Raw genomic sequence first — 13,353 nt, 5'->3', positions numbered from 1 at the left:
ACGACCCAACGAGACATCCCGAAGAAAGAAGAAGCACCTCCATGAAACTCCAGCCCCGCACCTTCCTGCTCGCCGCCGTCTGCGCGGCCTTCCTCGGCACCGCTTCCGCTGCCCCTGATGCCCGCATCGCCGCGCTGGCCGCCAAGGAAAAGCCCGCCCTGCTCGAGACGCTGAAGGAGCTGGTCTCCATCGAGTCGGGCAGCCGCGACATCGAAGGCCTCGAGAAAATCTCCGACCTCATCGCCGCCAAGTTCAAGGCGCTGGGCGGCGAGGTCGAGCTCATCGACCCGAGCGCCGACGCCTACCGCATGGAAGACACGCCCGAGAAGATCGGCCGCGTGGTGCGCGCCACCTTCAAGGGCACGGGCACCAAGAAGATCATGCTCATCGCGCACATGGACACGGTCTACACCGTGGGCATGCTCAACAAGCAGCCGTTCCGCGTCGACGGCGACAAGGCCTACGGCCTGGGCATTGCCGACGACAAGCAGGGCGTGGCCGTCATCACGCACCTGGTGTCGATGCTGCAGGCGCTGAAGTTCAAGGACTACGGCACGCTCACCGTGCTGATCAACGGCGACGAGGAAATCAGCTCGCCCGGTTCGCGCGCCTTGCTCACCAAGCTGGGCGGCGAGCACGACGCCGTGCTGTCGTTCGAGGGCGCCTCCATCAAGGACGACAAGCTCTCGCTGGCCACCGCGGGCATCGCCTCGGTCACGCTGAACGTGGCGGGCAAGGCCTCGCACGCGGGCTCCGCGCCCGAGCTGGGCGTGAATGCGCTGTACGAGCTGTCGCACCAGATCCTGCAGATGCGCGACCTGTCCGACCCGTCCACGGGCCTGAAGATGAACTGGACCATCTCCAAGTCGGGCACCAACCGCAACGTGATCCCGGCCAGCGCCACGGCGGGCGCCGACGTGCGCGTGCTCAAGGTGGCCGACTACGACCGCATCGAGCAGCAAGTGAACGAGCGCGTGAAGAAGCAGCTGGTGCCCGAGGCCAAGGTCGAGCTGAAGTTCGAACGCCGCCGTCCGCCGCTCGAGGCCACCGACGCGTCGCGCGCGCTGGCCAAGCATGCGCAGGCGATCTACAAGGACGAGCTGGGCCGCCCGCTGGGCGCCGACGACAAGGCGGCCGGTGGCGGCACCGACGCGGCGTTCGCCTCGCTCAAGACCAAGGCGCCGGTCATCGAGCGCTTTGGCCTGCAGGGCTTCGGCGCGCACACGGCCGACGCGGAGTACGTGCTGATCGATTCGATCGAGCCGCGCCTCTATCTGGGTGTGCGCATGGTGATGGACATCGCCACCGGCAAGACCACCGTCCGCTGACCGCCACCGACCGCTGTCGGCCATGCGGCTGCGCCACATCGAGGTCTTCAACGCGATCATGCTCGCGGGCAGCGTGAGCGCGGCCGCGCGGCTGATCAACATCACGCAGCCGGCCGTGAGCCGCACGCTGCAGCATGCCGAGCTGCAACTGGGCTTTCCGCTGTTCCAGCGCGCCAAGGGGCGGCTCACGCCGACCACCGAGGCGCTCACGCTGTACCCGCACATCGAGCGGCTGTTTGCGCAGCTCGACGAGGTGCAGCGGCTGGCGGCGAACCTGCGCGCGGGCAACGACACGGGCGAGCTGCGCATCCTCAGCGTGCTCGCACTGAGCTACGAAATTTTGCCGCGCGCGCTCAAGGCCTTCCGCGAGATGCATCCGGGCTACGCGATCACGGTCGAGTCGCTGCACTCTCCGCAGATCATGTCGGCGCTGCTCTTGCAAGAGGCCGACGTGGGCTTCGCCTTCAGCCCCGCGGTACACCCCTCGCTCACGCAGGAGACGCTGGCCGACAGCCGCATGGTGTGCGTGGCGCCCAAGGGCATGCTGCCGCGCGCGCTGGTGCGTAACGGCTCGGTGGCGCTGCACGACCTCATCGACCGCCCGGTGATCGGCCTGGACGGCCGCGACCCGGTCGGCACCAGCCTGAGCCAGGCCTGCCGGCAGGCGGGCGTGGGCTTCCAGCAGGCCGTCGTCACGGTGCAGACCTACCACGCGGCGCTGGCCATGGCGCACCACGGGCTGGGCGTGGCGCTGGTCGACGGCTGCACGGCGCGCTCGGCCGACCGCGCCAAGGTCGACGTGCTGACGCTGGAGCCGCACATTCCGGTGCCGGTGCGCGCGCTGCGCTTTGCGGGCCGGCCCGACTCGGTGGCGGTGCGCGGCATCACGCGCTGCATGCGCGAAGCGATCGAGCAGACCGCCTGAGAAAGATGCGGGGCATTCGCCTCGCGCCATAATCCGCGCCCATGCACGCCCTTCGAACCTTCTGCGCAATGCACCGTCTGGTGCTGGCGTGGTTCATGGCGTCGCTGTTGATTGCGGGCGCATCGCCGCTCGTGAACCCGCAGGCGATGGAGCTGGTGTGTTCCGCCGCCGGCACCGTCAAGCTCATCGTGCAGGGCGACGACGGCGCCACCGAAGTCGGCATGGCGGCCATGGACTGCCCGCTGTGCATGGTCTCCGGGCCGCCGCCCGCCACCGTGCAGGTGACGCTGCCCACGCCGCTGCCGCTGGGCCGCGCGCTGCAATCGATTCCCGCTGCCCGCCTCGCGGCAGCCACGGCCTCGCCGCTGCCGGCGCGCGGGCCGCCCACGCATCTCTCCTGAGCTTCGTCGTTCCTGCACCTGACGCCGCCTGAACGGGCCGCGCGGTGCGTTCCCGGTCGTTGTGCGGCCGGCGCTGCGCTCCATTTGTTTTCGCCGGCGCCGTCGCAAGAGAGATGCCATGTCCACCCTTTCCCGTGCCCCCGCCTTGGGGCTGCTTGCCTTGTTCGGCGCCGTCCATGCGCCTGCCCATGCCCAGACCGCCGTGTCTTCACTGCCTTTGATCGAAGTGGCCGACGACGCCCCGCGCCCCAACGGCCGGCTCGACCTCGACACGCCCGCCGACACCGCGAGCCGCCTGGGCCTCACGCCGCGCGAGACGCCCGCTTCCGTCACGGTGGTGAACCGCGCAGTGCTCGATGCGCGTGGCGCGCAGAACACGCAGGAGGCGCTGCGTGCCGTGCCCGGCGTGACTGCGCACGACGCGCCCGGCAATGTCGGCGTGAGCTACCGGGGCTTCGGCAGCGGCTCGATCGCGCAGCTGTTCAACGGCATCAACCTGCAGTACTCGATCGCGGCGCGCCCGGTCGACAGCTGGATCTACGACCGCGTCGAGGCCATCGGCGGCCCGTCGAGCTTCCTGTTCGGCTCGGGTGCGCTGGGCGGCTCGATCAACTACATCACCAAGGCGCCCGAGCGCAGCGACTTCGCCGAAGCGCAGCTGCGCCTGGGCACGCAGAACCTGAAGGAGGCTTCGTTCGGATTGAACCGCCGCATCGCCGGCGACGGCGGCGCAGGCAGTCACTACGCGCGCATCGACGTGAACCACCGTGACGCCCACGGCTGGACCGACGGCACCAAGAGCAAGTCGACGCAGCTCGCGGCCTCGCTGCTGTCGGACTTCGGCGGCGGCCTGAAGCACACGCTGGCCTACGAATACCAGGACGAAGACGTCACGCGACCCTACTGGGGCACGCCGGTGCTGAACCCGGCGGGCGGCGAGATGCGCATCGACCGCGCCGCGCGCTTCAAGAACTACAACAGCGCCGACGGCCTCTACGCGCAGCGCGTGCAGTGGCTGCGCTCGGTCACCGAGTGGCAGGCCAGCGACGCGCTGCAGTTCAAGAACACCTTCTATGCCTACGACGCGCTGCGCGACTACCGCAACGTCGAGAACTACCGCTACAACGCGCGCAACACGGCCGTCATCCGCTCGGGCGCCTTGCTGCAGCGGCACGACCAGGACGTGTGGGGCAACCGCGTCGAGGGTCTCTACAAGGGGCAGCTCGGCGGGCTGAAGAGCGACTGGTCCTTCGGGCTGGACTTCAGCGTGAACCGGCAGACGCGCTTTCCCAACAGCCTGCCCGGTACCGTGAGCACGGTGAACCCGTACGTCTTCGCCACCGAGCGCTTCTTCGACGTGCCGGGCATGACACCGGGCTTCCGGCCCGACCGCGACAACAAGGTGCGAACCACCGCGCTGTACCTGGAGAACCGCACCGCGCTGCAGCCGTCATTGCACCTCGTGACGGCGCTGCGCCACGAGCGCATCGACCTCGACCTGGTCAACCGCCGCACCGTGGACGCGGCGAACCCGGCCACCTTCCATCGTGGCTACAAGCCCACCACCGGCCGCATCGGCCTCGTGTGGGACTTCGCGCCCGGCGCCAACCTGTACGCGCAGTACGCCACGGCGGCCGATCCGCCCTCGGGCGTGCTCTCGACCGCCTCGTTCGCCGATGTGCGCAACAACAGCGAGCTCACCACGGGCCGGCAGGTCGAGGTCGGCACCAAGCTCGACTTCTGGCAGGGCAAGGGCACGGCCACGCTCGCGGCCTACAGCATCCGCCGCACCAACATCGCGACGCAGGACCCGGCCAACAGCGCGCTCACGGTGCTGGTCGGCGAGCAGTCGTCCAAGGGCGTGGAGCTGGTGCTCGGGCTGCAGCCCACGCCGCAGTGGTCGCTGCAGGGCAACCTCACGTACGTCGATGCGCGCTACGAGCAGTTCCGCCAGGGCGGCGTGTCGCTCGCGGGCCGCACGCCGACCAACACGCCGGCGGTGGTCGCGAACCTCTGGGTGTCGTACGCCATCACGCCGCGCCTGCAGGCCACGGCGGGCGTGCGGCATGTGGGCAAGGTGTACGCCGATGCGGCCAACACGATGCACTGGCCCGGCTACACGCTGCTCGACCTCGGGCTGAGCTGGCAGGTGAACCGCAACGTCACGCTGGTGGGGCGCGTGCGCAACGCCACCGACCGCGTGTACGCCGCGAACGTCGGCGCCGGCTTCGCCTACCTCGGCGCGCCGCGCACGGCCGACGTGTCGGTGCGCGTGAGCTTCTGAACCCCGGGAGCGCCGCCATGCATGCCAAACGCTGGTTGTTCCTGGTCCACCGATGGCTGGGCGTGGTCGTCTGCGCCTTCTTCGCGATGTGGTTCGTCTCGGGCGTGGTGATGATGTACGTGGGCTACCCCAAGCTCACCGAGGCCGAGCGTCTGCAGCACCTGCCGCCGCTTGATGCGTCGACGCCCTTGCTGGGACCGCGACAGGCGCTCGATGCGGCTGGTATCACAGGGCCGTTGCAGGACCTGCGGCTGGCCGTGGCCAGCGGCGGGCAGGCGGTGTACCTCGCGGTGCCGGCGAGCGCGGCAGAACCGGGCGCGCGCCGATCACCGCCCGGGCGCGGCGTGGTCGTCGTCGATGCGCGGACCGGCGCCGTGCTGCGCCAGATCGACCGCGCCCGCGCGCTCGTGAGTGCGCAGGCCTATGGGGGCGAGGCCGTGGTGCTCCGGTACCGGGGCACCATCGACGAAGACGCCTTCACCCATTCGCGCGGGCTCGACGCGCACCGCCCGCTGCATGTGGTCGACCTGGCCGATGCGCAGGCCACGCGGCTGTACATCTCGGGCCGGACCGGCGAGGTGGTGCGCGACGCACCGCGCGCCGAGCGGCTGTGGAACTACGCCGGTGCATGGATCCACTGGCTGTACCCGCTGCGCGGCACGGGCCTGGACCGCTACTGGGCCGACATCGTCAACTGGCTGTCGATCGTCGGCATCGCCGTCACGCTCACCGGCACCGTGGTGGGCGTGATGCGCTGGCGCTTCCGGCGCACCTACAAGAGCGGCTCGCACTCGCCGTACCAGGGCTTCATGATGCGCTGGCATCACATCAGCGGGCTGCTGTTCGCACTCGTCACGCTGACGTGGATCTTCAGCGGGCTGATGTCGATGAACCCCTGGCGCGTGTTCGACAGCGGTGCGCCGGCATTGCGCATGGCGGCGATGCAGGGCGGGCCGCTCGTGGTGAACGCTGGCGATGCGGCGCCCGCTGCATTGCTGGCTTCAACGCGTGGCGACATCCGCGAACTGCGCTGGGTGCGCGCGGCGGGGCAGACGCTGGTGCTCGCCAGCACCGCCGGCGGCCGGCCGCTGGTGCGCGACGCGGCCAGCGCACAGCCGCAACAGATCGACCCGGAGGCGCTGCGCAGCGCCGTCGCGCAACTGCTGCCCGACGCGGTCGCGCGCATCGACGTGCTCACCGCCTACGACAGCCACTACTACACGCGCGACGCGCACACCATGACCGGCGGCAGCGAGAAGCCGCTGCCCGTCTGGCGCGTGGTGTTCGCCGACACGCACGCCACCTGGGTCCACGTCGATCCGCAGACCGGCGCCGTGCTCGGCCGCAGCGACAGCGCGCGCCGGTGGAGCCGCTGGCTGTTCGCGATGCTGCACAGCTGGGACTGGCTGCCGCTGCTCGCGCACCGTCCGCTGTGGGACGTGCTGCTGGTCGCACTCAGCGCGGGCGGCGCGCTGCTGAGCCTGACCGGCGTGGTGATCGGCTGGCGGCGCCTGGGCCGCAAGCTCAAGCGTGCGACGGGGTCGCGTCCAGCGCCTGCGCGATCCGCTGCGCCGAGCCGAAGGCCAGCGTGAAACCCAGCGCGCCGTGGCCGGTGTTGAAGAGCATGTTCGACGGCGCATGCGGCAGCCGCCCGATGATCGGCAGGCCCTTCGGCGTGGCCGGGCGCATGCCGGTCCAGGGATGCAGTTCGGCCAGCCGGCTGGCGCGCGGGAACACGGCGCGCGTGGCGTCGGCCAGCGTCTCGATGCGTGTGGCGGGAATGCTCGCGTCGTGCCCCACGAGCTCGGCCATGCCCGCCACGCGCAGGCGCGAGCCGATGCGCGCGAAGACGACCTTGCGCGCGCTGTCGGTCACGTTCACGCGCGGCGCCGCGCCGGGCGCGGGGTCGACGTCGACCGTGATGCTGTAGCCCTTGAGCGGGTACACCGGCAGGTAGGCGCCGAGCGCGCGACCGAGCTTGTGCGAGGCCGAGCCCAGCGCCATCACGAAGGCATCGGCCTCGATGTCGCCTTCACTGGTCTGCACCGCCGCCACGCGACCTTCGCTGCGCGCAAAGCCGTGCACGTCTGCACCGAGCATGAAGCGCACGCCGCGCGCGCTCAGTGCGCGCATCAGCTCGGCGCACACCTTGAGGCAGTCGGCCGCGCACTCGCTCGGCGTGTGGACCGCACCGGCCATCTGGCCGCGGTAGTCCGCGAGCGCGGGCTCGATGGCCACGCACTCGTCGGGCGTGACGATGCGCTGCTCGCTGCCCAGCGTGCGCTGCAGCGCGACCTGTGCGCTCGCCCCTTCGAGCGACGCCGCGCTGGCGTAGAGCACCAGCTTGCCCGTGGCGGAGAAATCGCAGTCGGGCGCAATGTCGGCCTGCATGGCCTCGAAGCCGGTGCGGCTCGCGGCCGCCAGCGCAAGCAGCTGCGCGGTGGTGTCGCGCGAGGTCGCGGCGTTGCACGCGGCCAGGAAGGCCAGGCCCCAGCGCCATTGCAGCGGGTCGAGCTGCGGGCGCAGCTTCAGCGGCGAGGTGGGGGAGAACAGCAGCTTGGGCAGCTGCGTCCAGATCGACGGATCGGCCAGCGGCTGCACGTACGAGTAGCTCAGCTGCGCGCCGTTGCCGCCGCTGGCGCCCGCGCCGGGCGCCGCGCGGTCGATCACCGTGACCTGGTGGCCCTGGCGCTCGAGTTGCCAGGCGGTCGCCAGGCCCACGATGCCGGCGCCGAGCACGCACACATGCATGGGGGCAGCTTTCCGGAAGTGAAGAAGAAAGGGAACAGAAGAGACAGCGTGCGACTGTAGAGGCCCCTCGCCGTGCCCGGAAATGCCAAAAGAACCCAGCCCATAACCTTTGGGCATGACCCCGGGGTTAATTGGAATTGTCCCGATGTGTCACTCCTTCTTACACTGGCTGTCTGTTCAATCCAACCGATGAAGGCTCGAATGAAACTCTCCGTTTTGATGGCGTCCCTGGCTGCCGCGGTCCTCTTCACTGCACCGGCCGCGCAGGCTGCCGACACGCTCGCCAAGATCGCCGAGTCCGGCAAGATATCGCTCGCCTACCGCGAGTCGTCGGTGCCCTTCAGCTACCTGGACGGCCCCAACAAGCCGATCGGGTTCTCGGTGGAACTCTCCAACGCCGTGGTCGAGGCGGTGAAGAAGAAGTTGAACAAGCCCAACCTGCAGGTTTCGCTGATGGCGGTCACCTCGCAGAACCGCATCCCGCTGATCACCAACGGCACCATCGACCTGGAGTGCGGCTCCACCACCAACAACACCGCGCGCGGCAAGGACGTGGCCTTTGCGGTGAACCACTTCTACACGGGCACGCGCCTCTTGACGAAGAAGTCTTCCAAGATCAAGGACTACGCCGACCTGGCGAAGAAGACCGTGGCCAGCACCACCGGCACCACCAACGCGCTGGTCATGCGCAAGTACAACACCGAGAAGAACCTCGACATGAACATCGTGCTCGGCAAGGACCACGCCGACGCGTTCCTGCTGGTCGAGAGCGACCGCGCCGTGGCCTTCGCCATGGACGACATCCTGCTGTTCGGCCTCATCGCCAACTCGAAGAACCCGGCCGACTACGAAGTGGTGGGCGAGTCGCTGCAGGTCGAGCCCTACGCCTGCATGCTGCCCAAGGACGACCCGGCCTTCAAGAAGCTGGTGGACGACACCTTCACCGCCATGATGAAGAGCGGCGAGTTCGAGAAGCTCTACACCAAGTGGTTCATGCAGCCGATCCCGCCGAAGAACGTGCCGCTGAATCTGCCGATGAGCGACCAGCTGAAGGAAAACCTGAAGGCCTTCAGCGACAAGCCAGCGACCTGATCGCACAGAGAGAGCGAAAGAGAAAAGACATGGTCGCAGCCACACAGGTCGTCGGCATCCTCGGGGGCATGGGCCCCGCGGCGGGCGCCGACTTCGTCCGGCTCTTCGTGCAGGCCTGCGCGCAGCAGATGCGTGCGCGCGGCGAGCCGGTGCGCGACCAGTCCTTTCCCGAACACTGGCTGGCGCAGGTGCCGGTGCCCGACCGCACCGGCGCGCTGGCCTCCGACGCGCAGGGCGCGCACCAGCCGCTCGAACCGATGCTGCAGGCGCTGGGCCGGCTGGCCGCGCTGGGCAGCCGCGCCGTGGCCATCGCCTGCAACACCGCGCATGCGTGGCACGCCAACCTGCAGGAGCGCTTTCCGCAGGTCGAGCTGTTGCACATGGCGCGCGAAACCGCGCAGCACCTGGCCGCGCAGGGCGCGAGCGAGGTGGCGCTGATGGCCACCGAGGGCACCTACCGCGTGCGGCTGTACGAGCAGGCGCTGGCCGAGGCCGGTCTGGGTTGCCATGTGCCGTCGGCCGACGAGCGCCAGACCATCATGCGCGGCATCTTCGACGGCGTGAAGGCCGGCAACCTGCCGCTGGCCGAACGCTGCTTCTCCGAGGTCGCGCTGCGGCTGGCCGAACGGCACGGCCCGGTCACGATCATCATGGGCTGCACCGAGGTGCCGCTGGGCCTGCAGGGCTCGACCGCGGTGGCGGGGCTGCGCCTCGTCGATCCGGCGCAGGTGCTGGCCGAGGCGCTGGCACGGCGGGCCTACGGCACCTGACCGCAGCCCGAAGCGGCCCGGCTGCTTTACGGTCCGGTCATACGGCCCGGCCCGATTTCGCCTACATTGCGGCGTGCGTTTTTCTACGCCACACCCCCTTGTCAGACGATTCAACCGGAGCCCTTGCATGACCTCCTTCGACGACAACCGTTCCGAATTCGATTCGCTGCGCCCCGGCGACAGCACCGAGCAGGGGGCCACGCGCCGCACCGCGCTCAAGGCCGCCCTCGGTGTCGGCTACGCCGCCGCCGTGCTGCCGGTGGCCGCACAGACGGCCATCTCGACCCCGGCCGAAGGCCTGAAGGCCGGCCCCATCAAGTACACCGTCAACGGCTTCGAGGTGCCCGCCTATGTCGCGGCGCCGGCCGGCAAGACCGGGCTGCCGGTGGTGCTGGTGATTCAGGAAATCTTCGGCGTGCACGAGTACATCGCCGACACCTGCCGCCGCTTCGCCGAGCTGGGCTACCTGGCCATCGCGCCCGAGCTGTACGCGCGCCAGGGCGATCCGCGTGGCTACACCGACATTCCCAAGCTGCAGGCCGACATCGTCACCAAGGTGCCCGACGCGCAGGTCATGGCCGACCTCGACGGCGCGCTGACCTGGGCCAAGGCCAACGGCGGCGACACGAGCAAGGCCGGCATCACCGGCTTCTGCTGGGGCGGGCGCATCGTGTGGCTGTATGCGGCCACCGGCAAGGTCAAGGCCGGCGTGGCCTGGTACGGCCGGCTGGTGGGGCAGGCCAGCGAATTGCAGCCGAAACACCCCGTCGACATCGCCGCCAGCCTGCAGGCGCCGGTGCTCGGCCTGTACGGCGGAAAAGACCAGGGCATCCCCCTTGACACGGTTGATAAGATGAAAGCTGCTCTGGCCACTGGAACTGCAGCGGCCAAGGCATCGAGCTTCGTCGTGTACCCCGAAGCAGGCCACGCGTTCCACGCCGACTACCGCCCCAGCTACCTCAAGAGCGCCGCGGAAGACGGCTGGCAGCGTGCCACGGCCTGGTTCAAAGCCAATGGTGTCGCCTGACCGAAGACGGCGCCCGTAGCCACCCGCCGCCGAAGGCCGTCCGAAGTGACGGCCTTTCTCTTTTTATGAACGGAACAAGGTCATAACGGCCGTCCCTCTTGCGCAAGCAGCTATGAATTTGATAGTAATTCTCGTGGCGACCCTGGTCGCCGGCATCGGAAGCGTCTGGCTCGCGGCCCTGCTGCTGCGCGTGGGCGTGCGCAGCGGTGGTGGCGGCGTGAACCCGCAGCACCTGCTGAGCCTGGCGGCCGGCGCGCTGCTGGCCACCGCCTTCATGCACCTGCTGCCTGAGGCCTTCGAAAGCCGCATCGAACCCGCGCTGCTGTTCGCGGTGCTGCTGTTCGGGCTGGTGTTCTTCTTCCTGCTCGACAAGGCCGAGCTGTGGCACCACGGGCATGAGCACCACCATGGCGACGTCGCACCCGCCAAGGGCGAAGCGCACGATCACCACGGCCACGATCACGGTCATTCACATGGCCACGCCCACCACCACGCACCCACCACGGGCGGCGGCGGCTGGGCCGTGCTCACCGGTGACAGCGTGCACTGCTTCGGCGACGGCATCCTGATCGCCTCGGCCTTCGTGGCCGACATCCGCCTGGGCCTCGTGGCCGCGCTGGCCGTGCTCGCGCACGAAGTGCCGCACCACATCGGCGACCTCGTGGTGCTGCGCCAGAGCTCGGCCAATTCACGCGCAGCGCTGGTGAAGGTGTCGCTCGCGGGCACGATGACCATGCTCGGCGGCATCGCGGGCTGGTGGCTGGTCGACCAGCTGCACGGCTGGCTGCCGTACTTCCTGGTGCTGGCGGGCAGCAGCTTCGTTTATGTGGCACTGGCCGACCTGATTCCGCAGCTGCAAAAGCGCCTGCCCGCGCGCCAGACCGCGGCGCAGATCGCGTGGCTCGCGGCGGGCATCCTGCTGGTCACGCTCGTGAGCCGCCTGGCGCACGGCGAGCATGGCCACGAACACGGCCATGATGAAGGACACGGCGAGCACGGCCACGTCCACAAGGACTGACGACAACGTGTGTGGGCGGCCTCCGGCGACGGGAAACTTTCCGACACCGACGTCAGCCCGTCGATCCACCGCAAGGGGCAAAACAGGCGCACCATAGAGGGCCGTTTACTCATCTGCCGAGGAATTCGATCATGACGCCCCAAGCCGATGCCACCGCGCGCTCCGCCTCGTCGTCCGAAGACGACGATGACGACAGCACGCCTGCCGACGACTTCGACGAACTCGAAGCCGATGCGTCCGACGACCTGTCGGACGAAACGGGCATCGACCTCACCGATGCCAGCGAGCTCGATGCCGACAACGTGCCGGCCGACGAAGAGTTCGACCGCGTGATGAACGCGCCGGACTGATTCGCCTGACCCAGCCCGGTCAGGCCGGTTCAGGCCAGCGCGCCTGTGCCGGACGCACCGATTCGTAGAAGCGCGCCATCTGCAGCACGCCCAGGTCGTCGAAGCGACGCCCCGCGATCTGCAAGCCGATCGGCAGGCCATTTTTCGCATGGCCGCAGTTGATCGACGCGGCCGGCTGTTCCGACTGGTTGAACACCGACGTGAAGTGCGAGTCCTTCAGCAGGTTTTCCGAGCCGCTGTTGATGGCCTCCGCCGCAAACGGCAGCACCGGCGACACCGGCGACAGCACGTAGTCGAAGGACTGCGTGGCCGCCACGGTAGCCGCGCGCAGCGCCTGCATGCGCGTGAAGGCACGGAAGGTGTCTTCGGGCGTGAGCGAGGCGGCGAACTCCGCCGCCTGATGGATGTAGCCGGCCGCGAGCTTCGCGCGTTCCGGCGGCATCGCGGCCAGGTCGACGCGGCAGCGCATCGTGAAGAAGTGGGCCATGCCCATGCGCATGTCCAGCGTGCTCCAGTCGGCCAGCGGCTCGACGATGGCGCCGGCCTGCTCGAACAGGCGGGCCGCGGCCAGCACGGCCTCTTTCACTTCCGCATCGATGGGCCAGCCGCCCATGGTCTCGGTCCACAGGCCGATGCGCAGGCCCTTCACATTGCGTTCGAGCCGCTGCCATGCGAAGTCGTTCGGCGGCAGGCTCATGTAGTCGCGCGCGTCGGGGCGCGTCACCACCTGCATCAAGAGCGCGGCGTCGGCCACGGTGCGCGTCATGGGGCCGATCACGCGCGCCGCGGCGGGCGGATCGACCGGGATGCGGCCGTGGCTGGGCTTGAGGCCGAACACGCCGCAGAAGCTGGCCGGGATGCGCACCGAGCCGCCGATGTCGGTGCCCAGGTGCAGCGGGCCGTAGCCCGCGGCGGCGGCGGCGCCGGCGCCCGAGCTCGAGCCGCCGGTGTTGCGGCCCAGGTCCCACGGGTTGCGCGTGAGCGCGTGGAAGCTCGACGGCGCCGCGCCGAGAAAGCCGAAGTCGGGCATCGTCGTCTTGGTCACGATCACCGCGCCGGCTTCGCGCAGGCGCGCGGCGGCGGGGGCGTCGGCGGCGGCGGGCGCCAGCACGGTGGCCGCGCTGCCGATCGGCGTGGGCGTGCCGCGCGTGGCGATGTTCTCCTTCAGCGTGACCGGCACGCCGTCGAGGTCGCCCTGCGGCTTGCCCTGGGCCCAGCGTGCCTCGGAGGCGCGCGCCGATGCCAGCGCAGCCTCGGCGTCCAGCCCGTAGGTGGCGTGGATGTGCGGCTCCCAGCGCTCGATGCGCGCGAGCACGGCCTGCGTCACCTCGACCGGCGACAAGGCGCGGTCACGGTAGCGTTCGAGCAACTGGAGGGCACTGAGTTCGTACAGGGGTGTCGTCATGT

Annotated in this window: 12 protein-coding genes; 10 read left to right on the top strand and 2 right to left on the bottom strand. The window is 69.5% G+C overall.

Annotated elements, in window-relative coordinates; translation table 11 throughout:
* Positions 1-41: 41 nt before the first annotated feature.
* The 5 genes from AC1RAA_RS11915 (at position 42) to AC1RAA_RS11895 (ending at position 6,530) form a co-directional block, all read left to right on the top strand.
* The gene (locus tag AC1RAA_RS11915; RefSeq protein WP_095744265.1) at positions 42-1,328 is read left to right on the top strand and encodes a M20/M25/M40 family metallo-hydrolase; all 1,287 of its coding nucleotides are present in this window, start codon (positions 42-44) and stop codon (positions 1,326-1,328) included.
* A 22-nt stretch (positions 1,329-1,350) separates the two neighbouring features.
* Positions 1,351-2,253 (top strand): LysR family transcriptional regulator, encoded by a 903-nt coding sequence (locus tag AC1RAA_RS11910; RefSeq protein WP_062468929.1) that lies wholly within the window; start codon positions 1,351-1,353, stop codon positions 2,251-2,253.
* 41 nt (positions 2,254-2,294) lie between these two features.
* Positions 2,295-2,654: a hypothetical protein gene (locus tag AC1RAA_RS11905; protein ID WP_489062364.1), complete on the top strand. Its 360-nt coding sequence runs from the start codon at positions 2,295-2,297 to the stop codon at positions 2,652-2,654.
* A gap of 118 nt (positions 2,655-2,772) precedes the next feature.
* The gene (locus AC1RAA_RS11900; protein WP_492729178.1) at positions 2,773-4,938 is read left to right on the top strand and encodes a TonB-dependent receptor; all 2,166 of its coding nucleotides are present in this window, start codon (positions 2,773-2,775) and stop codon (positions 4,936-4,938) included.
* A gap of 17 nt (positions 4,939-4,955) precedes the next feature.
* On the top strand, positions 4,956-6,530 hold the full coding sequence (locus tag AC1RAA_RS11895; RefSeq protein WP_492729180.1) for a PepSY domain-containing protein: 1,575 nt from the start codon (positions 4,956-4,958) through the stop codon (positions 6,528-6,530).
* Here AC1RAA_RS11895 and AC1RAA_RS11890 read toward each other — a convergent pair.
* Positions 6,463-7,689, bottom strand: a complete 1,227-nt coding sequence (locus tag AC1RAA_RS11890; protein ID WP_492729182.1) for a D-amino acid dehydrogenase — start codon at positions 7,687-7,689, stop codon at positions 6,463-6,465. The genes AC1RAA_RS11895 and AC1RAA_RS11890 overlap by 68 nt on opposite strands.
* 201 nt (positions 7,690-7,890) lie before the next feature.
* On the opposite strand from AC1RAA_RS11890, the gene AC1RAA_RS11885 reads away from it, so the two are divergent.
* The 5 genes from AC1RAA_RS11885 (at position 7,891) to AC1RAA_RS11865 (ending at position 11,946) form a co-directional block, all read left to right on the top strand.
* A complete protein-coding gene (locus AC1RAA_RS11885) occupies positions 7,891-8,781 on the top strand; it encodes a transporter substrate-binding domain-containing protein (protein WP_062468917.1) in 891 nt (296 codons plus the stop codon).
* Positions 8,782-8,810: 29 nt separating this feature from the next.
* Positions 8,811-9,551, top strand: a complete 741-nt coding sequence (locus tag AC1RAA_RS11880; RefSeq protein ID WP_159277906.1) for an aspartate/glutamate racemase family protein — start codon at positions 8,811-8,813, stop codon at positions 9,549-9,551.
* 127 nt (positions 9,552-9,678) lie between these two features.
* A complete protein-coding gene (locus AC1RAA_RS11875; protein WP_492729185.1) occupies positions 9,679-10,578 on the top strand; it encodes a dienelactone hydrolase family protein in 900 nt (299 codons plus the stop codon).
* 112 nt (positions 10,579-10,690) lie between these two features.
* Complete coding sequence (locus AC1RAA_RS11870; protein ID WP_492729187.1) at positions 10,691-11,596, top strand: ZIP family metal transporter; 906 nt, start codon at positions 10,691-10,693, stop codon at positions 11,594-11,596.
* A gap of 131 nt (positions 11,597-11,727) precedes the next feature.
* Positions 11,728-11,946: a hypothetical protein gene (locus AC1RAA_RS11865; RefSeq protein WP_062468907.1), complete on the top strand. Its 219-nt coding sequence runs from the start codon at positions 11,728-11,730 to the stop codon at positions 11,944-11,946.
* A 19-nt stretch (positions 11,947-11,965) separates the two neighbouring features.
* On the opposite strand, the gene AC1RAA_RS11860 is transcribed toward AC1RAA_RS11865, so the two are convergent.
* Positions 11,966-13,351 carry an amidase gene (locus AC1RAA_RS11860; RefSeq protein ID WP_492729189.1) on the bottom strand — a complete coding sequence of 462 codons (1,386 nt, stop codon included), beginning with the start codon at positions 13,349-13,351 and terminating at the stop codon, positions 11,966-11,968.
* Positions 13,352-13,353: the final 2 nt, after the last annotated feature.

Source organism: Variovorax sp. GW823-FHT04F07 (assembly GCF_058795995.1).
This window is presented reverse-complemented; position numbering and strand designations above follow the sequence as displayed.